This window comes from Flavobacterium sp. GQ95 (assembly GCF_059758655.1).
The window spans coordinates 140,732-164,134 of the sequence record NZ_JCAXEB010000004.1; the positions used below are offsets into that span (position 1 = coordinate 140,732).

Sequence of the window (23,403 nt, forward strand, 5' to 3'; positions counted from 1 at the left end):
GTGTTAATTTAACACAACAAATGAAGAACAATATCTCAACAGTATCTTCAATAATTTTAATCTTATTTAATATGGAATCACAAGCACAGAGTTTTAAAACTATTGAAGCCAATAATTTAAAACTAGAAGTTTACAACGCATCTGAAAATAGTTTTGGTGTAGCATCAGTAATTGTATCCGGAAAAACAGATGCAGTTTTGATTGACGCACAATTTACTTTGGCAGATGCCGAAAAAGTAGCGCAGGAAATTAAAGCAAGTGGTAAAAAACTGACCTCCATTTTTGTTTCTCACGGCGATCCTGATTTTTATTTCGGACTGGAAGTATTCAAAAAATATTTTCCTGAAGTTACTGCTTATGCTTCTCTTGCAACAGTAGAACATATTAAAGCTACAGCTCAAAAGAAACTGGAAGTTTGGGGCGAAAGATTAGGCAAAAACATTACATCAAACGTTATTTTGCCACAGGTTTTAAAGGGAAACAGCATTGAATTGGAAGGTCAGAAATTAGAAATCATCGGTTTGGAAGAATTTCCGACTAAGACTTTTGTATGGATTCCTTCTATCAAAGCAGTTGTGGGCGGAATCAATATTTTTGGAACTACTTTTCATCTTTGGATGGCTGATGCTCAAACTACTGAAGCCCGTAAAAACTGGATTACCGTTTTAGATAAAATCTCGGCTTTGAAACCTGAAATTGTAATTCCGGCTCACGCCAATTCCAATTCTCCATTTGATATAGCTGCCGTAAATCATACCAAAAGTTACATTCAATTCTATGAAGAAGCGTTAAAAGCCAATAAAACATCAGAAGCCTTAATTACAGCTTTGAAAACAAAATATCCAACACTTACTTTTGAAACTGCCTTAATGATTGGTGCAAAAGTAAATACTGGAGAAATGAAATGGTAAAATCTATTCTTTACAGCCTGATAGCACTTTTAGCCTTGTCAGGCTGTTCTTTAAATAAAAACATAATGACAAATCTTGAAATAGTTAAAAGCACTTACGAAGGAAAAACTTCGGAAGAAAATGGTCAAAATCTCGCTAAACATGTTGCCAAAGCTATTTCGTGGACAGAAGCAAAAGGCTTTCCCTACGCAGGAACTTACATTGGTTTAGAAAATATAACCAAAAATGTCTTTAGTCGATTGGGAAGTGAATGGATAGATTATAAATTTACTCCGGAAGATTACGTTGCCAGCGATAATAAAGTCGTTGCTTACGGAACTTACACGGGAACCTATAAAATTACAGGCAAATCATTCACCGCCAGAGTGGCTCATGTTTGGAAATTAAAAGACAGCAAAATTATCAGTTTTGAACAGTTTGTAGATAGCCAGACTGTAAATGATGCTGTGAAATAAAGCCCTTTTTTTATACCTTGCATTGTTTTAATGAATCAGCAACTAATGCACTAAAAATTAATAGCTTATATCAGCCAATATGCAAATTTACCGCTTACAACTGAAGAGTAAGCCTTAATTGTTGCGACCTTTAAACCAAAAAAGCTACGAAAAAAACAATACTTTTGCAAGAAGGCGATGTATGTAAATATGCTGGTTTTATTGTAAAAGGAGCTATGCGCCAATACAGTGTTGATGATAAAGGTACAGAACATATAGTACATTTATTCGTTGAAAATTATTGGGCAAACGATCGTGAAAGCGCAACGATACTTACTCCATCAAAATACAATATTGATACCTGGGAAGATACTGAACTTCTCATTATTACAAGAGCTGAAATGATCGATTTGATGGACAAAATACCTTCCATATCACAAATGATACGTTTAATGGATGAAAGAAATGCCATTGCCAACCAACGCAGATTAAGCTCTACTATCAGTAATGCTGCAGAAAAACGTTATGAAGAGTTTGCAGCTCATCATCCGCAATTTATTCAACGTTTTCCACAGCATCTTATCGCTTCTTATTTAGGAATTACCAAAGAAACATTGAGCCGAATTAGAAAACAAGGGATAAAATAACTTCTTTTTAGTTTAAGTATATAAAAAAACCGTTGATGAGTATCAACGATTTTTATTTGTTATTCCAATTCAAAAGTTACTGTCGTATTTCCTGAACCTAGTGCCGATGTTAAACCTGTTACATCATCTACCTTTCCTAATTTTGTGTAACTGTAAGATGTTGAAAAAGTTTTGTAAAACAATACCAAAATTTTTGAACCATACAACATTAAGTCACCATTATTTATAGTTCCGGGATTAGAAGCGTTTGTTGAAATACTTTTAGGTAAATCATAATATTTTTCATTTCCATTCAATTCAGTCATATGAATTGTCAGAGGTAATATTTCTTTAAATGCTTTTGCCGAGTTATTGTCAAAAAGCGAAGCGGTAAAGGTTTGTGAATTGACCGTTATTTTAATTTTACCGTTTGTCATTGTGTTGTTATTTACTATGTTGCTATTATTATCTTCGTCTTTACTACACGACGATCCGCTGCTGCTAATAACTGAAATAAAAGTCAAGAAAATTAAAAATGAAAGTTTCATATCTATTACTATTTCAAGTATTCTTTAAAGAAAACATCTAATTTATTAAAAGGAATAACATCCACTTTGTCATACAAATCTACATGTACAGTATTTGGGATTATTATTAATTCTTTTGGTTCATTTGCTACTTTAAAAATGTCTTCACTAAAATATCGTGAGTGCGCATTTTCTCCTGCGATTAAAAGCATTGGTCTTGGCGAAATTTCTTTTACATAAGCTAGTATTGGCATATTCATAAATGATATTGGGTTGGTAATTAACCATGCTCCGTTTGAGTTTACAGAATTGGGATGAAAGCCACGTGGTGTTCTGTAATAATCAAAATATTCTTTTATAAATTGTGGTTCGTCACCTTTCAATGTTTCAGGTAAATTTCTTGGACCGTCTGCCGGTTTTCCTTTTTCAGCGTCTTTCCAGCGTTGCTGACCCAAACTTTCCAGGGTTTTGGTACGTTGTTCTGGCGTGACAACATCGTTGTAACCTTTTGACATTACTCTGGTCATATCATACAAACTTGTCGTAGCAACAGCTTTCACCCGCTTATCAATGGCAGTTGCATTTAAAGCAAAACCGCCAAAACCACAAATTCCGATGATACCTATTTTGCTTCTGTCAACGTTTTTCTGCAATCCTAAAAAGTCAACTGCAGCACTAAAATCTTCGGTATTGATTTCTGGCGAAGCTACATTTCTTGGTTCGCCACCACTTTCGCCTGTGTAAGACGGGTCAAACGCCACAACAGCAAAACCTCTTTCTGCCATTTGATTGGCATATAATCCTGATGATTGTTGTTTCACTGCTCCAAAAGGTCCGCCGATTGCTAATGCCGGTAATTTTTCAGTTCTTGCATTTTTTGGAAGATAGAGATCGCCCGAAAGTGTGATGCCGTATCGGTTTTTGAATGTTACTTTTTGACGGGTTACTTTATCACTTAATTGAAAGGTATAATGTTCTGTTGTTTCCATTTTTTTTAATTTAGATTTTTTGTCTTGTGCAAATACTTGTCTTGTTAAAAGAAGCATCATTGCGATTATCAAAGTTTTTTTCATTTTTATTAAATTAAATTATTTTTAAAATTTTAGCAGGAATTCCGCCCACGATGGTATTGTCAGGAACATCTTTTGAAACGACCGAACCCGATGCCACGATAGCATTTTCGCCAATAGTGACACCTTGCAAAATGGTTGCATTTGCACCAATCCATGCATTTTTTTTAATGTGAATTGGTTTTGGAATTAAAGAATGCCGGTCTTCTATTTCGATTGGATGTCCTTCGGTTAGCAAACTTACTTTCGGCGCTATCAATACATTGTCTTCTATGGTAATTCCTCCTAAATCAAGAAAAACGCAATCAAAGTTGATGAATACATTTTTGCCAATTTTAGTATGCTTTCCGTAATTAATATGCAATGGAGTGAATACAGTTACGCTTTCGTCGATTTCAGAATCAGTAATTTGGCTTAAAAAATTTCTGATTTCAGCAAGGTTTGATGAATTATTCATCTCAGTCAATAATTTCTTTGTAGTAAAGGAAGCTTCACGCATTTTATAGGCATCTTTATCGGTAGGCGAGATAATTTCTCCTTTTTTTAATCGCTCAAATATCGTTGTTGTTTGCATTGTCTATTAAGATTTATAATGCAAAATTAAAGACAAAGCCTCGCAGTGGCTTTACTGCGAGGCTCAAAGAATCTTTCTGAGAAGCTCAATAAAATTAAGAAATAGGTCTTGCTTCGATAATCAGAAAATGAGCCACGCGGTCTTTGATGAACCATTTCCCATTTTGAAACAAATAATTATCATCATATTTTACACTGTAATCAGTCAAAATATCTTTTCCTTCAACTTCTCTGATCATTTTGATTTGAGTGAAAGAAATTCCTACAGCAGCTTCGTTGTTGATATTTACGGTATGCTGACCGTTCAATGTAAAATAGGTTTTTACCAGAGATGCATGATGGTTGAAATCCTTTTCCATATTTTCCCTTCCGGAAACATCGGCTACCAAAGCACCACCCATATAAACTTTGTAAGTAACATCCGGTGTGAATAGATCCATCACTTCAGCAATTTTTTTGTCATCACTTAAATAAGCATAATCGTCAATTAAGTTTCTAAGTTCTTCTTTTGTTTTTAAAATTTCCAGTGTCATCATTTTGTTCTTTAATTAAATTTAAAATTCACTTTGTGTAATTATTACAAGTCAAAATTATATTATATTTGCTTACTATTTATTAGTCATTACCTAAAGGTTAGCAAGTAACAAACAACATAGTGATGGATAAAACTCAAGAAAATCAAACAGATAACAAAGAATTTACAGAAGAATGTCATAAAGTTTTAATGGCAGTTTCAGATGCATTATATGCCATTGGCGGTAAATGGAAACTGATGATTATCATTGCGATGGCAAGAGGAAATAAACGATTTACAGAAATTCAAAGGCAGGTCACAGGAATTTCCGCACGAGTTCTTTCAAGTGAATTAAAAGAACTGGAAATGAATGGTTTTATCATCAAAAAAGTAGAAAATGGCTATCCGGTAAGCATACAATATGAACTTCTACCCTATAGCCATACGTTAGAAGAAGTTGTGGGAGCAATGACAAAATGGGGAATGCAACATCGCGAAAAAATTAAAACCGAACAGTCTACTGGAAAATTAAAAAATGATAAAAAGTAAAATACCTAAACTTCTGTTGGTGGAATTCCGTATTGTTTTTTAAATGCGGTTGAAAAATGAGAAGGGTTTTTAAAACCAACTTCCGTATAAACATCTTGTATTTTTTTGTTTTCTTCTTTTAATTTTATGTAAGCCATTTCCAAGCGCTTTTTTATCAGCCATTTTTGAGGTGTGAGGCTGCTAATTTTTTTGAAATCTCTTTTGAAAGTTGCTAAACTTCGTCCGGTAAACGAAGCGATTTGTTCCATCGAAAGTTCTTCCATATAGTTAGCATTGAGGAATTCCAAAAGGTCAATTTTCCAAGGTTCTGCAAAATCAAAAAGTATGGGATAAAGTTCTTCGTTGCTATTCAGTAAAGCGTAAATTCCTTCCAATAATTTCAAATGTGCGACACCTTCTGTTGGTTGTATGTTGCTATCAAAATAAGGGGTGAGCGATTGAAATAAACTTTCTATTGCAGGACCTGGTTCTAACTTGAAGACCGTTTTATCAGAAATTTTTATAGCTGCAGGAATTTCAGATTTGTTCATTTTGCTGTAAAAATCACGTAATACATTACGCTTAAACGTTAACGAAATACCTTTGTATAAATCTTCACCTTTGCTGTTTTTGTACATTTTCAAGCGATGGTCTCTTCGAATAAAAGCACAATCTCCTACCTGCAATTTTATTTTTTTGTTTCTGTCTTCTATAATCTGTTCGCCGGAATACAAATAAACCAAAACGTGTTCAGGCGTAGCGTGAATACACTTTTCGCTATAATCAGCAAAGCAGGAAAGAAATATTCCTGAATAACTTAATGTTTTTAATTTATCTTCTTGTTGTAAGTCCATCTTTATTGTTGTTTTACTAATGTACAAAAGTAAAATCTATCTTTCTAATTTTCTTTGCTCTAAGGTTCATTTTATCTTTCTGTGAGGCTCAAATTGCAATCGATATTCTGTTATTTGGTGGCGAAGAATATATAGAACCTGTTGTAGCAGAAGGTCCATTTGTAATGAACAGTCAGGAAGAAATAGTTCAGGCTTATCAGGATTTTTACGCCGGAAAATATGATAAAATTAATCTGTTAAATAAAAAACAACAGCATTAAAAAATTCTGAATTGGCAATAAATAAGTATTACTGGTGACTTTTGGTCCAATAAAAAAATGCCTCCAAATAAGTTTTGGAGGCATTTCAAATTCAAGTGGATTTCTTTTAAAATTTAAAATGTTATAATTTTACCTTAACGATCATATTTTCAATTTTAGAATACGAAATCTCGGGATTGGCGCCTGGTGCTCCTGCCACTAAAGCTCCTACTGCACAAGCAAAGTCAATAGCAGTTTGTGGAGATTTACCAGTTAGCAAGGATGTTATTAGAGCTGCTAAAAACGAGTCGCCTGCTCCTACTGTATCGGCAACTTCAACAGGATAACCACCATTTTCATAAATTTTCCCTTCCCACATTAACAAAGCTCCGTGCTTACCTTTAGTTACACACATCGCGGTTACTTTGGTTTTTTCTGCAATGAAGTGCATATTTTCTTCCAAACCCGTAAATGGCGACTGCATGGCTGCACTAATTTCTAATAATTCCTCATCATTGAATTTTATAAAATTGGCCGAATGCATTAATTGTTCCAGAATTTCATATGAATAATGAGGCTTTCTTAAATTAACATCAAAAACCTTATAAGCCTGTGTTTGCAACAATTCTTCCAAAGATTGCCTTGATACCTCATCCCTGCAAACTAAACTTCCGTAAATTAAAACATCAGCATCAGCAACTACTTTTTTTGCAAAATCGTTCAATACAATTTTATCCCAAGCCGATGGATAATTGATTTCATAACTTGCAGAACCACGTTCATTCAGCGTCACGTTTACTAATCCGGTTGCAAAATTTTCGGTTTGCATAATAGCGCTCGTTTCAAGTCCCAAACTTTTTACCTGATCGATAATCGCTTTGCCATCTTCATCATTTCCTACACAGCTAATCATGGCCACATCACAGCCTAATGTTTTCATACGCAAAGCTACATTTAGCGGTGCTCCGCCAATCTTTTTTTCATTGGCAAAAACGTCCCAAAGCACCTCTCCATAGGCCACTGCCTTAAGGTTTTTTCCGTTATTCATTCTAAAATTATTTTATATTAATGTTTATTCTGGTTGCGTAATCTGAAGATTTGAAATTACGGTGTTTTGTCCTTCAGCAATTAATCCCCATTTATTCTTGTCTCTTCCGTAAATACGGTTCGTCAAAGCCGCTTTTCCGTTAATGTAAAGTACGACAACGCTTCCCTCAGTAATTATTTCAACAGCATATTTTGTATTTATTTGAAATTGAAAAGGCATTCGGGTTACTTCCTGTGACGCAGAATTATATCCGATGATTTTCCCTTTCGTTATATCAAAAATAATCTTATAATAGCTTCCGGAATCATTGGTATGAAAAACAAATCCTGAAACACCATTTGCATTTCCCAAAGTAACCTCTGCTTTTATTCTGGCTTTTTTGCCTATAGATTTAAACGTTGCCAATGCTTTATTTGTTGTACCGGACAAAGTATAATTTCCTGAAGTTATAGTTACATTTTCTGAAATCGCATCAACCTCAGCAGTTATATTTTTAGAAAATAAATCTTTTACTTTTTGAGGAGCCTGAGTTCCTAAAGTTCCATCAGAATTTTGAATTAATTCATGGATCACCATATTTCCGGCCCAGTCTTTATTTCCAAGATCGTTTTCAGGTATTTTTCTGGCATTCCATCCAAAAACATATCTTTTATTTCCATCAGAAGCTGTTTTTCCGGCATAAAAATATTCTCCGTCAATTAAATCATTTTGTGGCGCATTCCAGGGTCCGTTAATAGATGTTGCCATTCTGTAATGTGTGCCTTTATTACCGCTCCAGTTTTCAGAAAATATCAAATACCAGTAATTTCCCATTTTAAAAATATCGGCACATTCCATCATTAAGTAATTTTCCTGCGGAGTTGTGGTGTAAATTGGCGTTTGAACATCCCACTTTCCGGAAACCGGATCTGCACTTGTAAAATGCAATAAAACTGCTTTTCTACCCGGCTCAGTTTGTGTACTAACCAACATCGAATACTTTTTCAGCTCATCATTGTAAAACACATGCGGATCTCTAAAATCATAATTATAATATCCGGCAGGTGCAGTGATTTTAAACGATGGCACTTTTGTCCAATTTTTTAAATCAGTACTGGTAGCACACAAGACACTTTCTCTGGCATTTGATTGCACAAAAGCCGGTGTTTCATTGTGTCCAGTGTAATAAAAGTAATAAAGATTGCCCACTTTTACAACTGATCCTGTGCCAATGGCAAAATCAGGATCAGCAGTTTTTCCAAATGGAATTGTTTGCCCTTCGTAGGTAAAATGAGCCAAATCTGTACTTATATACTCATGAATATCATGAAAACCTTTTCCGGCAGGTTTATTCTGGGCATCATGAAGAAAATAAATATGGAATTTTCCGTTATCAAAAAAGGGCATTATGTCACCTGTATAACCGGCACTGTAATAGGGATCATTTGTTCCCATCCATTGTGAGGGCGGTACAGGATAAATGCTTGTCATTTCAGACTCGCCTCCTGAAACAGAACCTCCAATATACGTATCGTCCTGACTACAGGAAACAAGCGAAAAGAAAATGGAAGCGATTGTTATTATATTTCTATATTTCATTTTTATTGAATTCAAATTAAATTAATTTTTAGCCAGATAATTAATACTGTTTTGTGTCAAAAGCTTAATATTATTAATGAATTCATTAGCCTGGCTTGGAACACCACTGCTATTGGTTTCGTTATACCAGTCGTAGGCTCCCATCGAAATTACGATCACATTTTTATTGGTTGCGGTGTTTGGAAATTCTGCAATGGTAACTCTTCCGTCAAGATTATTGTCCCAGGCCTCACTGGCTAAATTGGTTCCGCCTGTTTGGTTTCTCCAGCCTTCGCCATTAACATATCCTCCCCATTCCGGCACAAACCACCATCCAGTATGGTTTAATCTGAAAGTTCCGCCTTGCAATAGATTCGCTTTCCCAGTTTCATAAGTTGTTAACCCTTCAAAAATGGGATGATTTTCATGCCCTTTAAATGACATTCCCCAAGAGTTTGCATCTACAAATCCGTTTGGAGGAAAATCTCCAAAAACATTATTCGGCCCTTTTCCTGAAGGAACAATTCCTAAAGCATCTACATATTGAGAGGCAAAAGATGTCAAAAGTAAATTCCCTCCATTAGCTCTGAAATTCTTTAAAGCTGTTGTTACCGCAGGTTTATAGGCAATTGCCGGTAAATTTGCTGCTGAATCAAAATGCCACCAGATTACGTCAACATCGCTTAGATCTGCACCGTTTTCAACACTGCCAAATGAAATGTATTTCGCCCCGCTAAAAGTTGAAAAGAACCAATTAGCAGCCGTAATTTCATCCATATTTGTAATTTCAGCTCTTGTAGCAGCTGTTCCTAAAAAAGCAACTACCAATCCTGTTACCGGAACTCCAACTTTAGCCGTATAATTCACGCTTTTTCCGTTAGATGTTACCACAAAAGTTACTGCATTTGTAAAATCAATTGTAGCCCCGGAAGCAGGTGAAATAGAAACACCTTCTGTTGTTTCAATAACCGGTTTTAGCGTTGTCAAATTAGTTCCTTCTGGCAAGGTCATACTAATTGTTTTGTTTACATCATTTACAGTTGCCGCAACTCCGTTAATCGTAAAACTCTTAATTGGGCTCAAAACTACCGTCGTTACGGTGTAATCTTTGTACAAATTACCATTTACAACTCTAAATGTTACCGGATTTGTAAAGTTGACTGGTACTGTTATATCAAGATTTGATGTTGCTCCGGCCTGTAAAACAATTTCAGGTTTTACAGCAGTAATATCTGATCCATAAGGCATTGTTACATTAATTTTTCCTGTTTTCTGATCAATTTGTCCTGCTACTCCATTTATTTTAAAAGAAGTAACATTAGAAGGTGAATTGACATCAAAACCGCCACTCTCAAAGTTATTTTCACAGGCAGTAATCATAAAAAGCAATGACAGTATCAAAGACACTTTGGTCCAATATTTATATATATGTTTTTTCATACTAATGATCTTTAAAAGATTAATAACCTGGATTTTGTTTGTACAATCCCTGACTGAAATTAATTTGCTTCAACGGAATTGGGCAATACTCTTCTTTATGCGCATCAAAAAAGGCATCCTGATAATAAGTGCGTTTTGTTTTTTCTCCAGCATAAAAGTCATTCAGTACCTGATCTGTTACTCCCCAACGAACTAAATCAAAGAAACGATTTCCTTCCATTGCCAATTCTAAACGACGTTCGAAGCGCATTGCTTTACGTGCATAATCCTGTGTCCAGTTGCAATTAACTCCGTTAACATAAGTGTTGATTTTAAAGTTCTTCACATACGGAAGTCTTCCTGTACTTTGAGCAGCTCGCTCTCTAATTTGATTGATCAATGGTAAAGCTTCTGATTGTCTTCCTAATTCAATCAAAGCTTCGGCACGCATCAAAATCACATCGGCATAACGAATCTGGATTCTGTTTTTTGAATTTCCATAAAACGGATCAATATTCACCACACAGCTGCAGCTTGGCGCCACATTTTCTTTTAATGAAGCAAAATAGCCATACGTTCCCGGAGATCTTACCCAGGCTTCAACATATAAAAATTCCGGATCATATTTATAAGGCAAGCCTGGCATCGCAACAGTATGATACAATCTTGGATCAACCGTATTAGCATCTATATTTTTATAATCAAAATCCTGATTGTTATAGGTGTCAAATTCCGGTAAACCATTAGCACCTGTTTTAAAAGCATTTACTAAATTTTGACTTGGTTTATGAAAATCGCAGCATCCTAATCCCTGAGGTGTTGAAAGCACATCTGAAAAATTTAATCTTCCGTATAAAGTTCCATCGTTATCTGAAAATTGAATTGAGAAAATCGATTCAGCTCCGTTTTCAAAAGTTCCAGGTAAAAAGTTATTAGCAAAATCTGGCTCTAAACTTGCTTTACCTATTACTTTATCTGTTGCTGCAATTACTTCCTGCAAATGCTGTTGATTGATTCCTGTAACTTTATAAGTTTCATCTTGCGTATAAGCCTGATACAAACGAGTTTTTGCTAAATAAGCATACGCCGCTTTTTGAGTCGCACGGCCAACTTGTGGCTGTGTTTCCGGCAAATTATCGGCGGCAGCCTGAAAATCTTCAGCAATTTTATTCCAAAGTTCTTCGTTTGAAAGCGCTTTGTTTGAGATCGTTTTATAATCTTCAACAGGAATATCTTCTGTGATGTAAGGAACGTTTCTGAACATAATTTTCAACATAAAATAAAAATGTCCTCTTAAAAAACGCATCTCGGCCATACGAGTTTTCTTTAGCGGATAATCTGCCTCTGAAATTTGCTCTAAAGCTTTCAAAGCTTTATTAGCTCTGGAAACTCCAACATAACTGATGTACCAGAAAGAATCCAACTCTCCAAAATCTGGTCTGATATTATTGGAAACTTCAAAAAAGTGAAAATCCTGAATATCGTTAGTTCCGCTTCCGCCTTTGTAAGCATCGTCAGAACGAACATTCCCAAAAGGCCACAAACTATAAGGCGAATCATAATGATCATTTCCTAACTGTGCATAAGCTGCATTCATAAATCCTTCTACCGATTGAGGCGTTACAATATCTTCTTCAGACAATACACCACGCGGATCATTTTCAAGAAAATCAGAACAGGATGCCATTAATCCCAGCACTAAAAACCCTGTTATATATAGTATTTTTTTCATGTTTTTTTGATTTAATCTTTTATTATAAAGTAAAACTAAGACCAGCGGTAAAAGTCGTTGGCTGAGGATATCCAAACCCTGCATTTTCAGGATCTACACCAGTAAAGTTTTTAGCATCAATGATCAGTAGATTTTGTCCGCTGATATAGAATCTAAAGCTTTCGAAATTCATTTTTTTCAACAAATTTTTTGGCAGACTATATCCAAATTGTAAAACACGCAGTTTAAGATAGTTTCCATTTTCTACATAATAAGTTGAGAATCTTGACTCTGCATTTCTGTCTACCGTTGTTAAAGCCGGAATTGTAGAATTTGGATTATCTAAAGACCAGGCATTTAATAAACGAGTTCCCTTGTTAGAACCTACGTCATCAACACTCCAAAAATCAGTTTGATATTTGGTATTGTTAATCACCTCAACATCACTTGCTCCTTCCCAGAAAGTGGTGAAATCCCAATTTTTATACCCTAATCCTAAATTAAATCCGTACAACAAGCCCGGGTTTGGATTCCCAATCCAGGTGCGATCTTTATCTGTAATAGTTCCGTCACCGTTTAAATCTTTGTAACGAATTCTTCCAAGACCTTTCCCTTCCTGATTGGCCGAGTTATCTACTTCGTCCTGACTTTTAAATAATCCGTCAGCAACATAACCATACATAGAGTTAATCGGACGACCTAAAATATTATCATTTAATCCGTCTCCTCCGTAATTATTTTTCACTTCATCCGGCAATTCTGTAATCTTGTTTTTGTTTGCAGAAATATTAGCCGAAATGTCATATTTCAATCCGAATGAGGTTTCGTCACGGTATCCTAAAGAAACTTCCCATCCTTCATTTTCCATCGAAGCACCGTTTACCCAACGATTTCCACCTTCGCCAATTACTCCTAAATAAGGTGGTAACACCAGAATATCTTCCGTTTTCTTGATATAATAATCAACCGAACCGCTTAATTTTTGTTTGAATAATCCGAAATCTAAACCAATGTTGGTTTGTGTAGTCGTTTCCCATTTTAAATCATCATTTCCAGATTGTGTTGCAATAAAACCAGAAGGAAGTAATCCGTTTCCGTTTCCTGCAATATCATAAGCTGTTCCGTAAGATGTAGCCCAGGTTGGGCTCCCGCCTGCATAACTAGCCAAATAAAGACTGTAAACGGCAGTATTACTAATTTCCTGATTTCCGGTTTGTCCCCAGCCAGCACGTAATTTTAAATCTGAAATAATCGGTGCGTTATTTTTTATGAAATTTTCATTACTGATTCTCCATCCTGCCGAAACTGCCGGAAAGGTTCCGAATTGGTTGTTTTTACCAAAACGGGAAGAACCGTCACGACGAATTGTAGCTGAAAGTAAATAACGGTTATCAAACTCATAGTCAGCTTTTCCAAAATAAGAAAGCAATGAATATACGGTTGAAGTTCCGCTTGTAAACGATTCTCCTGTTCCAGCATCAGGATACATATAATCAGGTGTTTCGATCAAAAAGTCATTTTTACGTAAAGTTGTGGTGTCAAAAATATCTTTATACATCTCGGTTCCTGCCATTAAATTCAAATTGCTTTTTCCGAAATTCAGGCTATAAATTGCTGTATTTGTCCATGTCCATTTATCGCTCACCGATTGGTCAATTGTAACTGATGTCTGATCATTTTGCAAATAACCAGATTGGTAACTTCTTTGCAAAGTGCGTTTTTTATAAGACCCGTAATCAATACCAAAACTACTCTTGATATGAAGATTTTTGATAATCTCTAAATCGGCATACATATTTCCAAAAAGACGCAAATAATCGTATTTATTGTCTTTGTTATATTCTAAAAGACGAACCGGATTTTGTCTGTCATTCATTCCTCCTACAGGCCCGCCCCAGCCTTTTCCGTCAACAGTTCGTACCGGAATAATTGGCAAAGCACGAAGCGCAGGATCTAAAACTCCAGGGTCTGTAACTTCGTTGGTACGATTCAAACTAAAATTTTCTCCGATAACCAGCTTACCATCAAAATATTTATAAGAGCCATTCATTCTGGCAGAGATTCTTTCAAAATCGGTTGTTTTTACGACACCTTCACTTCCGTAATAGCCTAATGAAAAAACATAACTTCCTTTGTCTGATGCGTTTGAAACTGATAAATCATAAGAATTTGCTATTCCGGTTTGCGAAATTGCGTCGTACCAGTCTGTATTAGAAGCTTTCAGTGTTTGATTAGCATCTAAATATTCAGGCACCAAAACTTTGTTTAACTCTGGTTTATTATTGTTAACCGACCAATCAAATTGATAACGCAGGTTATTATTGTTCGGATTTAATCCGTCGTTGATATTCGCCTGCCATAAAGCCTCACCAAATTGATTGGCATTCAGTACTTCCTGTTTTCTGGAATAATCAGAAATTGAGGTATAAGTGCTAAAATTGATTCTCATTTTACCCTCTTTTCCTTTTTTGGTTGTAATAATAATTACTCCATTTGAAGCACGAGAACCATAAATACTCGCTGAAGAAGCATCTTTTAAAACCTGAATGGTTTCAATATCATTTGAATTTAATTCGTGCATTCCTGATTTGGTTGGCATTCCGTCAATTACATAAAGAGGATCTGTATTGTTTAATGTTCCAACTCCACGAATTACCACTTTTGTATTTCCTCCACTCGGAGATCCGTCAGATGAAACCTTCACCCCCGCTACCCTTCCTTGCAGCGCTTTAATAGGGTTTGGCTCCGGCTGTTTCATGACTTCCTTCATGTTTACAACAGCAACCGCTCCGGTAATATCTGTTTTCTTTTGTTTTGAATATCCTGTTACAACAACTTCATTAAGTTGATTGTTGTCTACTTTTAAAATTATATTAAGTGTTTTTTGTCCTTTAATGGGAATCGATTGTGGCGCGTATCCGATAAAAGAAACAACAATTACTGCATCTGAATTTATATTTCCGAAAGAAAAATTTCCATCAAAATCTGTTACTGTACTGGTATTAGTTCCGGAAATAATTATGGTTGCTCCCGGAAGTGGCATTCCGTCATCTGACGAGATTACCGTTCCTTTAATTCCGCTTTCCTGTGCTGTCATAATCAGCATTGGAAAGAAGAAAAATAGAAAATAAATAATTTTACTTTTCATGAGGTTAGTGGTTTTTAGTTAGTTTATATTTAATTGGTTAATTACGAGGTTGCTCAATTCAATTCCTTCGTTTGAAGAAACCGACAGAGAAGTAAATGGCTGGTTTGTGAAAAAGATTTCGGTGATTACTTTTTCGCCATTGTTGTAAAATATTTCAATAGAGGTTTTGTCTAAAATTATTTTAAAAACACCCTCTTTTTGATTTCCATCTAATGTTGCTTTGGTGATCGTTGAAGCAAATTTTTCTGAGAAATCGTTTTTTCCTGCCTTCGAACGGTCCAGAAATAAATAATGATCTGAATTATTGATCCCGAAAGTCAAAGCTTCTCCCGCTGTGTTTGAAAGTGTAAAAGTGCAGGTATCCTGTTTTAAGTTTTTTAAATTAAAATTGACAATCGCCTGGGTTAAATCAATTTTTCCTGCTTCAGGAATTGAAAGTTTTCCTTTTCCTTTAAGGTTTTTCCCTTTGATCGTTTTAGAAACATATTTATTGATTTCTTTTACCGGATTGCTAACCAGACTATAATCATTTCCTTTTTTGATTAACTGAATTTCACGGGCAATTGTAGTACTGCTTCTCCAGATATTAGTGGGAACTTGCTGTGCATAATCCCAATTAGACATCCATCCAATAAATAATCTTCGTCCGTCAGCACTCGGAACATTGTTCCAGGTTACTCCTGCATAATTATCTTTTCCATAATCAATCCAAACGGCCTTTTCCTGTTCTACTCTTTTGGCAAAATTTTGATCTAATATAAAAGTCGTTCCATCAAAATCTCCAATAAAATATTGTGTACCAGAACCGCCATTTGCCCCACCCGGATTTAAACTCTGAATTAAAACCCATTTGGTTTCATTGCTGTTTTTTACTTTTATCTGAAAGAAATCCGGACATTCCCAAACACCTCCGTGAGCTCCGATATTCTTTCCGAAATCAGATAAATATTCCCAGCTTTTAAGATCTTTAGATTTGTAAAACTGAGCTCTGTCCTGGGCTGCCAAAACCAGTATCCATTGTTTGTGGGTTTCATCCCAGGTCATTTTTGGGTCGCGGAAATCAGGAATTCCAGGGTTTTTTATGACAGGATTTCCTTCCTCAAATTTCTGCCATGTAAAACCATTATCGTTCGAATAGGCAATATCTTGCTGTTCTACATCAATTTTGTTTTCTTTTTCCTTTGTCATATCATGCAAAGTATAAATCGCAACAATTGGAGCTGTTTTTCCGGTACCTAAACCTGACGTATTATTGGTATCTACAACCGAACTTCCCGAAAAAATATATTTGCCATTGTCCGGATAAATGGCAATGGGCTGTTCCTCCCATCTAATTAAATCCTTGCTTACTGCATGTCCCCAATGCATTGGTCCCCATTTATTTCCATCAGGATAATGTTGATAAGACAAATGATATAGTCCGTTAGAATAAAACATTCCATTAGGATCATTCATCCAGCCTTTTTTTGGTGTAAAATGAAAATTAGGACGGTACATTTGTTCTTCTGTAGAAGTTGATACCGAAACAGTAGTCGTTTGTGCAACAGCCGAATATGGTTTACAACCTCCTATTGCTAGTAGTATAGCACTATAAAATGCCAGCGGTAGATGTTTCTTTGATTTCATTTTTTTTGATATTTTTTTTGGTTAGATTTTCGCTTAATAGTTCTAAAGAAATTCCTTTAGTTTCCGGCATTATAAAAATTACAAACAGTAATTGCAGCACCATCATTAATGTAAAAATTAAGAACACGACTTCCGGACCTATTTCTGAAAATAACATCGGAACTAAGGATGGAATAATTGCTGCTAAAACCCAGTGCACTGAACTTCCAAAAGCCTGTCCTGAAGCACGAATGTGATTTGGAAAAATTTCTGAGATGAAAACCCAGATAACAGCTCCCTGGCCAATGGCGTGAGAAGCGATAAATAAGAAAAGAAAAATGGGTACTGATAATCCTCCCCAATTGAAATAAAACGAAGCAGAGACCAATCCTAAAGAAATAATATATCCAATGGAACCAATGTACATTAACAACTTTCTTCCTAATTTGTCAATTAATGCTACTCCGATTAAAGTAAAGATAAGATTGGTAATCCCGATTCCGATACTGCTCAACAAAGCTGTGTTTTGTCCTAAACCTGCTTCTTCAAAAATTCTCGGTGCATAATATAAAAAGGCATTGATTCCTGAAAACTGATTAAAAAATGCAATTAAAAAAGCCAACATTAACGGGAAACGGTATTTTTTCATGAAGATGTTTTCGTGTTTAGTAATACCATTTTCTCGCGAATCATCCATAATATCTGTAAGATTTGCTGTCGGATCAATTTTGAATAATACTTTACGCGCTTCTTCATCTCGGTTTTTAGACAATAACCATCTTGGACTTTCCGGAATTGTAAGTATAAAAAGAATATAAATAAAAGATGGAATAGCCTGAACCCCAACCATCCAACGCCAGGCATTTTCTCCAATATCTTTTAAAAAGTAGTTGGAGATAAAGGCAATTAAAATTCCTAATACAATATTAAACTGATACAAGGCTACTAATCGTCCGCGCTTGTCAGCCGGAGCAATTTCAGAAACATAAGCCGGAGCAGCAATGGTTGAAGCACCAACACCTAAACCTCCAATAAATCTGAAAGCAGCAAATACAAATGGATCATTTGCAAAAGCAGCACCTACAGCTGAAATGAAATATAAGATCCCGATCCAGAATAGTGTTTTTTTACGACCTATCTTATTGGTTGGGATTCCTCCAAAAATAGCACCTACAACGGTTCCCCAAAGTGCCATTGCCATAACAACAGAACCATGAAAAGCATCAGAAGAATGCCAAAGAAGCTGTAATTGTTTATCAGCTCCAGAAATAACTACGGTATCAAAACCGAATAGAAAACCTGCCAGTGCAGCAGTAACAGACCAAATCAATATCTTATTCATTGTAGATGTATTAAAAACTTGTTGCTAAGATATCCGCAAAAAAAACAACTTATTTTTAATGATGTTACAATTTAATCCTATAATTATTGATAGTTTGACATATAAACCATAAAACCTTTGTTTATAAGGCTTTACATGATTTAAAATTTATTTACGAAAACCGTGTAGTTTCGATTTTGTTACATCGGGTTTAAAATTGATACACGAATTGTATCAATTTTAAACCAATATCAATTTGAAGACTTGTATTCCTTTGGTGAAATTCCAAATTTATTCTTAAAAGCTGTAGAAAAATAGTTTGGAGAAGAGAACCCAAGTGAGTATGCAATTTCAGAAATATTCATATTATTTGACTTTAAAAGCTCTGCTGCTTTCTCCAATTTTACATTATTAATGTGATCGCTGATATTAATTCCGATAATAGCTTTTACCTTTCTATACAATTGAACCCTTGAAACACCAAGCTTATCGGCTAAATCTTCTACAGAGAATTTAGGATTATCGACATTCATCTTAATAATATCATTCATTTTAGTTATGAAAGACTGCTCCTGATTGCCGAATTTAGATTCAGGTTCAATACGATAAATATTATTGGTATAATAATAACGTAGTTTTTCTCTGTTAAAAAGCAAACCTGAAATTGATTGTTTTAAAATTGAAAGACTAAAAGGTTTCGTTAGATACTGATCAACACCACTCTGCAATCCTTTTAAAACAGATTCTTTGTTACTTTGAGCGGTTAAAATAATAATTGGAATATGTGAGGATCTTAAATCCTTTTTCAATTCTTTACTAATTTCATAACCGTCCTTGTCTACCAAATTAATGTCGCAAATGATGATATCCGGAACAATTTCTATTGCTTTTTCTATTGCATCGCTTCCGTCAGAAGTATGAACCACATATTCGTTTGATAATTTAGCTTTTAAAAATGTAACCAAATCGATATTGTCTTCTATAACCAAAAGGGTATGTTTTTCTGATTCAGAAAGCGCATTTACTTCATTCAAATCAGCTTCAATATCTAAATTATCAGATATTAAATTTGGAGTTACGTTTAGATTTTCTGCCTTATTAATCATTTCAGAAGGTTGTAAATGACTATTTCCTTTTAATAGCGTAATCACAAACTCGCTTCCTTGTTTTGATTTTAATTCAATTGTTCCCTGATGTAACAGCACAAATTCTTTTGACAGATGAAGTCCGATTCCTGAGCTGTTTTTATTATTATTTGAAGCTCTAAAAAAGGGATTAAAAACATTAGACAATTCATTTTCAGGTATCCCAATTCCTGAATCTTTAAAACTAATTTTAACTGTATTGTTCTGATTTTCAACAATCGAAATGTTTATTTTTCCGTTATCGGGTGTAAATTTAAAGGCGTTAGAAAGCAAATTGAAATATACCTTATCCATCAAACCTCTATCAATAAACAACTCCAGATTTTTGTTTTTGCAGGTAAGCTGAAAATCAATATTTCTGCGGGCTGCTTCGCCTTTAAAATTGGTCATTACTTCATTTGTAAAATCGTAAATCTTTGTATTTGAAGCCCTTAACGTAAACTTTTGCTCTTCGATTTTTCTAAAATCCAATAGCTGGTTTATTAATCGCAACAATCTATTCGAATTTTTATGAATTAGTTTCACCTCGTCAATAAGCGCAGTTCCTTTAATTTTTTCGTTTTCAATTAAGGACTCTACATAACTCATAATTAAAGTTATGGGTGTTTTAAACTCATGTGAAAGTCCTGTAAAGAAATTCAATTTGGCTTCATTGCTTCTTTCTGCAATTTTTGCCATTTCCTGAATTTCATTATTCTGATCGATTACCGTTTGATTAATTCTTTCGAGTTGTTTTTTCTTTCTTGAAATAGAAATAGTCGAATAAATACTGTAAATCGTCAAACTCAAAATAATCACTAAGAAAAAACTCAGTAACCGAACCAGATTGTTCTGTGAGGCATATTCTCTTTCCTGTACATTTATTGCTCCTTGTTGTGACTCGATAACAGCTTGTTGCTGATCCACTTTATCCATTTGATTCTCAATGATTTCAGCATTATTCTTGTCGATAACAATTGTATTTAGAATATTATTTTTAGAAATCGGTTCTTTGTTATACATTTTTAAAGCCAATTTCAATGCTTCGTTTCCTCCTGTAGGATACAAAATAGTTCCGTCTAAAACACCACTTTTCACCAATTCAATTCCTCCATTAACCGTATTGAGTCCATCAACACCAATAAATTTAATTTTTTTCTCTAATCCCACAGTTTTAGCCGTTTCCCAGGCACTTAATGCCATACGATCGTTATGGGCAAAAATGTATTCAATATCCGGATTTTGCAAAAGAATCGTTTTCAAAGGTGCTTTAACAGATTCTCCCTCCCAATCGCCATGAATGGTATTTCCGACTTTGAAACGCTTGTTTTCATTGATTATCTGATCAAATCCCAGACTGCGTTCATATGCTGGCGACGAACCATTTGCACCAGTAATTTCAATAATTTTACCAGAACCTTTACTGTGCGAAATAATATATCGGGCAGCAATTCTGCCAATTTCAATATTATCAGCTCCAAGATATGCGGTGTAATTTTCGCCGTCAATTTTCCGGTCTACTACAAGAACCGGGATTCCCGCCTTTATCGATTTTTCGACAACTGCAGTTAAAGGTTTAGATTGAATTGGAGATACAATAATGACATCTACCTTATTAGAAATGAATCTTTCAATATCTTCAATTTGTTTCTCGATATTGTTATTAGCGTCTTTAATGGTCAGATCAACTTCAGGGCGTAATGAAGCTTCTATTTTTATCGAGCTGTTCATTTGTTTGCGCCAATCGTCGGTAGCCATAGCTTGAGAAAACCCGACTTTTATTTTATCTCCTTGTTTTTGTTTACAGGAAACTAAACTTAATGATACTATAATAAGCATCAAAATATATTTTACAAATTGATACATGAATTAAGAATTAATGTAAATAAAAAGAATTTTACAATATCTTCGGGAACAGGCAACTTGTCAAAATAATTAGGAAGGATTATTTTGTAATGACAAGTAAGAAGAATATATAAATGTAAAGGTAAAATTAAACTTTTATTTCATGTACACAAATCAGTAATAAGATATCTATACAAAAAATTGAAGCGACCGCTCTTGTACCTACATGTTATTAGAGAACAAAGACAAACCTTATTTTCCGACAATGTGCTTTCGGTGTGCTATTCCCCAATCTGTAAGATTGCTGATGATGGTTTGTAGCGTATCACCATGTTCCGTAAGTTCATATTGAACCGTTATAGGCTGGGTATCTAAGACGGTTCGTTTTACCAATTGGTTTATTTCCAGTTCTTTTAGTTCTTTACTCAACATTCTGTTGGAAATTCCTTCTATATCATTTAAAATATCAGAAAATCGTCTTTTACCGTAACAGCAAATAGACGAAATAATAGAAATCTTCCATTTTCCATTCAGCACGTCCATTGAATCCTGAACGGCTCTCATTCTTTTCTTTTGTTCCTGTTGAAACTCTTCTATTTTACACCCCATAATGTTACTTAGTTACCTCTGTGTTACTGTTATTTTTAAGCACAAAGTTACTAAAAGTAACTTTACTAATCTAACTTTGCTGCTCAATCATTAAAAAAAGAAATAATGAGTAAATTAAAAAATAAGGTAACCGTGATTACAGGAGGCAATAGCGGTATCGGGTTTGGTATTGCTGAAGCATTTAAAAATGAAGGCGCCGTAGGAGTTATTGTCGGCAGAAATCAGGAAACTTTAGATAGTTCATTAGCCCAACTTGGAGATAATTTCATAGCTATAAATGCCGATGTAACCAACCTTGCCGACCTGGAAAGAGTGTTTGCAACAACAACTGAAAAATTTGGTAAAATAGATGTGATTGTAGCCAATGCAGGTGGTGCAGTTACAGGAGCAGCATTTGGTTCTGTAGCAGATATTGGCGAAGCCGACTATGACAAGACAATGGATTTAAACCTGAAAAGCGTTTACTTCACTGTTCATAAAGGACTTCCTTATATGAATGATGGTGGTTCTATTATTCTTATCGGATCAAATGCAGCGCATCGGGCATACACATCATTTTCACTTTATGGTGCTATCAAGGCCGCTGTTATTCATTTTGCAAAAGGATTTTCAAACGATCTTTTAGACAGAAGGATTAGAGTAAATGTAATATCACCAGGTACAACAGATACACCTGTATTTGACAAGTTTGTTCCTGCCGAACAACTGGAAGCTGTAAAAAAATACTGGGCAGATGTAATGCCAATAGGAAGAATTGGACAACCCTCTGACATTGGCAAAACAGCGGTATTTCTAGCTTCTGATGATTCATCGTTTATGCTTGGCACTGAACTCCTGGTTGATGGCGGTCTAACCTATTTATCGCCAACTAAATAATTAAAATAATTTTCAAATGAGTAAATTAAAAAACAAAGTAGCGATAATAACAGGTGCATCAAAAGGAATAGGTGCATCTATCGCAAAACACTTTGCCGAAGAAGGCGCAAAGGTTGTTGTAAATTATGCTTCAAGCAAAGAAGGAGCCGATAAAGTGGTGAAAGCCATAACCGACAATGGAGGCATAGCCATTTCGGTACAGGCCAATGTATCAAAAGAAGCTGATGTAATCAGGCTGTTTGAAGAAACAAGGAAGGCTTTCGGCACGTTGGATATTTTGGTAAACAACGCGGCCTATCAAGGATACACACCTATTGAACAGGTATCAGCAGAGTCTTTTCATCAGCATTTCAACGTCAATGTTTTGGGGGCTCTACTTGCTATCCAGGCATCTTTAAAACTGTTTAGCGATAAGGGCGGTAATATAATCAACATCAGTTCGGGTGCAAGCAAAATGCCTCTTCCGGCGGCCTCGTTGTACTCTGCAACTAAAGCAGCATTAGATGCCATAACGATTTCTTTGTCGAAAGAACTGGGTGCAAAAAACATTCGGATCAATTCTATTTTGCCGGGCGCTACGGAAACAGAAGGTGCAACCAATGCGGGTGTCACTGCTGGCAGTGAGTATGAAACAATGTTTGTCGCCAATACACCGCTTGGTCGTAGAGGTCAGCCCAAAGATATTGCGAAAGTTGCCGTATTTCTTGCTTCCGATGATGCAGCGTGGATTACGGGAGAGCAAATTTCCGTTTCGGGTGGTATGTATGGGTTTTAAATTTAAAAAAATGGAGGACAATGGACGAACTAGTGCCCGGTTCCATCAACTATATATTAAAATAATTGTTTCAAAAATATAAGTTTATT

At 35.2% G+C, this 23,403-nt stretch carries 21 protein-coding genes; 7 read left to right on the top strand and 14 right to left on the bottom strand.

Annotated elements, in window-relative coordinates; all coding sequences use genetic code 11:
• The first annotated feature begins 71 nt into the window (after positions 1-71).
• From AC6CH4_RS10085 to AC6CH4_RS10095, 3 genes are all read left to right on the top strand, one after another.
• Positions 72-911, top strand: coding sequence for an MBL fold metallo-hydrolase (locus AC6CH4_RS10085; protein ID WP_498102554.1), 840 nt, complete (start codon positions 72-74; stop codon positions 909-911).
• Between the two features lie 65 nt (positions 912-976).
• Entirely contained in the window at positions 977-1,366 is a 390-nt protein-coding gene (locus AC6CH4_RS10090) for a nuclear transport factor 2 family protein (RefSeq protein WP_498102556.1), read from the top strand.
• A gap of 164 nt (positions 1,367-1,530) precedes the next feature.
• Positions 1,531-1,992, top strand: a complete 462-nt coding sequence (locus tag AC6CH4_RS10095; protein WP_498102558.1) for a Crp/Fnr family transcriptional regulator — start codon at positions 1,531-1,533, stop codon at positions 1,990-1,992.
• 59 nt (positions 1,993-2,051) lie between these two features.
• Here the strand turns inward: AC6CH4_RS10095 and AC6CH4_RS10100 are convergent, their stop codons facing one another.
• The 4 genes from AC6CH4_RS10100 to AC6CH4_RS10115 all read right to left on the bottom strand — a co-directional run bounded on the left by AC6CH4_RS10100 (position 2,052) and on the right by AC6CH4_RS10115 (position 4,677).
• Entirely contained in the window at positions 2,052-2,519 is a 468-nt protein-coding gene (locus AC6CH4_RS10100; RefSeq protein WP_498102560.1) for a cyclophilin-like fold protein, read from the bottom strand.
• 8 nt (positions 2,520-2,527) lie between these two features.
• Complete coding sequence (locus tag AC6CH4_RS10105; RefSeq protein ID WP_498102562.1) at positions 2,528-3,571, bottom strand: alpha/beta hydrolase; 1,044 nt, start codon at positions 3,569-3,571, stop codon at positions 2,528-2,530.
• Positions 3,572-3,581: 10 nt separating this feature from the next.
• A complete protein-coding gene (locus AC6CH4_RS10110) occupies positions 3,582-4,142 on the bottom strand; it encodes a sugar O-acetyltransferase (RefSeq protein WP_498102564.1) in 561 nt (186 codons plus the stop codon).
• Between the two features lie 94 nt (positions 4,143-4,236).
• Positions 4,237-4,677, bottom strand: a complete 441-nt coding sequence (locus AC6CH4_RS10115; RefSeq protein WP_498102566.1) for a nuclear transport factor 2 family protein — start codon at positions 4,675-4,677, stop codon at positions 4,237-4,239.
• A 122-nt stretch (positions 4,678-4,799) separates the two neighbouring features.
• On the opposite strand from AC6CH4_RS10115, the gene AC6CH4_RS10120 reads away from it, so the two are divergent.
• Positions 4,800-5,204: a winged helix-turn-helix transcriptional regulator gene (locus AC6CH4_RS10120; protein WP_498102568.1), complete on the top strand. Its 405-nt coding sequence runs from the start codon at positions 4,800-4,802 to the stop codon at positions 5,202-5,204.
• Between the two features lie 5 nt (positions 5,205-5,209).
• Here AC6CH4_RS10120 and AC6CH4_RS10125 read toward each other — a convergent pair whose 3' ends face one another.
• On the bottom strand, positions 5,210-6,037 hold the full coding sequence (locus tag AC6CH4_RS10125; protein WP_498102570.1) for a helix-turn-helix domain-containing protein: 828 nt from the start codon (positions 6,035-6,037) through the stop codon (positions 5,210-5,212).
• A 98-nt stretch (positions 6,038-6,135) separates the two neighbouring features.
• Here AC6CH4_RS10125 and AC6CH4_RS10130 point away from each other — a divergent pair, with 98 nt between their 5' ends.
• Positions 6,136-6,297: a pirin-like C-terminal cupin domain-containing protein gene (locus AC6CH4_RS10130; protein ID WP_498102969.1), complete on the top strand. Its 162-nt coding sequence runs from the start codon at positions 6,136-6,138 to the stop codon at positions 6,295-6,297.
• 121 nt (positions 6,298-6,418) lie between these two features.
• Here the strand turns inward: AC6CH4_RS10130 and AC6CH4_RS10135 are convergent, their stop codons facing one another.
• The 9 genes from AC6CH4_RS10135 to AC6CH4_RS10175 form a co-directional block, all read right to left on the bottom strand.
• Positions 6,419-7,324, bottom strand: a complete 906-nt coding sequence (locus AC6CH4_RS10135; protein WP_498102572.1) for a carbohydrate kinase family protein — start codon at positions 7,322-7,324, stop codon at positions 6,419-6,421.
• 24 nt (positions 7,325-7,348) lie between these two features.
• A complete protein-coding gene (locus AC6CH4_RS10140; protein ID WP_498102574.1) occupies positions 7,349-8,902 on the bottom strand; it encodes a family 43 glycosylhydrolase in 1,554 nt (517 codons plus the stop codon).
• Positions 8,903-8,923: 21 nt separating this feature from the next.
• Positions 8,924-10,321, bottom strand: a complete 1,398-nt coding sequence (locus tag AC6CH4_RS10145; protein ID WP_498102576.1) for a DUF4960 domain-containing protein — start codon at positions 10,319-10,321, stop codon at positions 8,924-8,926.
• Positions 10,322-10,340: 19 nt separating this feature from the next.
• Positions 10,341-12,032: a RagB/SusD family nutrient uptake outer membrane protein gene (locus AC6CH4_RS10150; RefSeq protein WP_498102578.1), complete on the bottom strand. Its 1,692-nt coding sequence runs from the start codon at positions 12,030-12,032 to the stop codon at positions 10,341-10,343.
• A gap of 22 nt (positions 12,033-12,054) precedes the next feature.
• Entirely contained in the window at positions 12,055-15,159 is a 3,105-nt protein-coding gene (locus AC6CH4_RS10155) for a SusC/RagA family TonB-linked outer membrane protein (protein WP_498102580.1), read from the bottom strand.
• 18 nt (positions 15,160-15,177) lie between these two features.
• On the bottom strand, positions 15,178-16,785 hold the full coding sequence (locus AC6CH4_RS10160; RefSeq protein WP_498102582.1) for a glycoside hydrolase family 32 protein: 1,608 nt from the start codon (positions 16,783-16,785) through the stop codon (positions 15,178-15,180).
• Positions 16,748-18,106 (bottom strand): sugar porter family MFS transporter, encoded by a 1,359-nt coding sequence (locus AC6CH4_RS10165; RefSeq protein WP_498102584.1) that lies wholly within the window; start codon positions 18,104-18,106, stop codon positions 16,748-16,750. The genes AC6CH4_RS10160 and AC6CH4_RS10165 overlap by 38 nt, the downstream gene beginning before the upstream one ends.
• A 230-nt stretch (positions 18,107-18,336) precedes the next feature.
• Positions 18,337-21,048, bottom strand: a complete 2,712-nt coding sequence (locus AC6CH4_RS10170; protein WP_498102586.1) for a substrate-binding domain-containing protein — start codon at positions 21,046-21,048, stop codon at positions 18,337-18,339.
• A gap of 258 nt (positions 21,049-21,306) precedes the next feature.
• The gene (locus AC6CH4_RS10175) at positions 21,307-21,663 is read right to left on the bottom strand and encodes a winged helix-turn-helix transcriptional regulator (protein ID WP_498102588.1); all 357 of its coding nucleotides are present in this window, start codon (positions 21,661-21,663) and stop codon (positions 21,307-21,309) included.
• Between the two features lie 105 nt (positions 21,664-21,768).
• Between AC6CH4_RS10175 and AC6CH4_RS10180 the strand changes: the two genes are divergently transcribed.
• The gene (locus tag AC6CH4_RS10180; protein WP_498102590.1) at positions 21,769-22,539 is read left to right on the top strand and encodes an SDR family NAD(P)-dependent oxidoreductase; all 771 of its coding nucleotides are present in this window, start codon (positions 21,769-21,771) and stop codon (positions 22,537-22,539) included.
• Between the two features lie 16 nt (positions 22,540-22,555).
• Positions 22,556-23,314: an SDR family NAD(P)-dependent oxidoreductase gene (locus AC6CH4_RS10185; RefSeq protein ID WP_498102592.1), complete on the top strand. Its 759-nt coding sequence runs from the start codon at positions 22,556-22,558 to the stop codon at positions 23,312-23,314.
• The last annotated feature ends 89 nt before the right edge of the window (positions 23,315-23,403 follow it).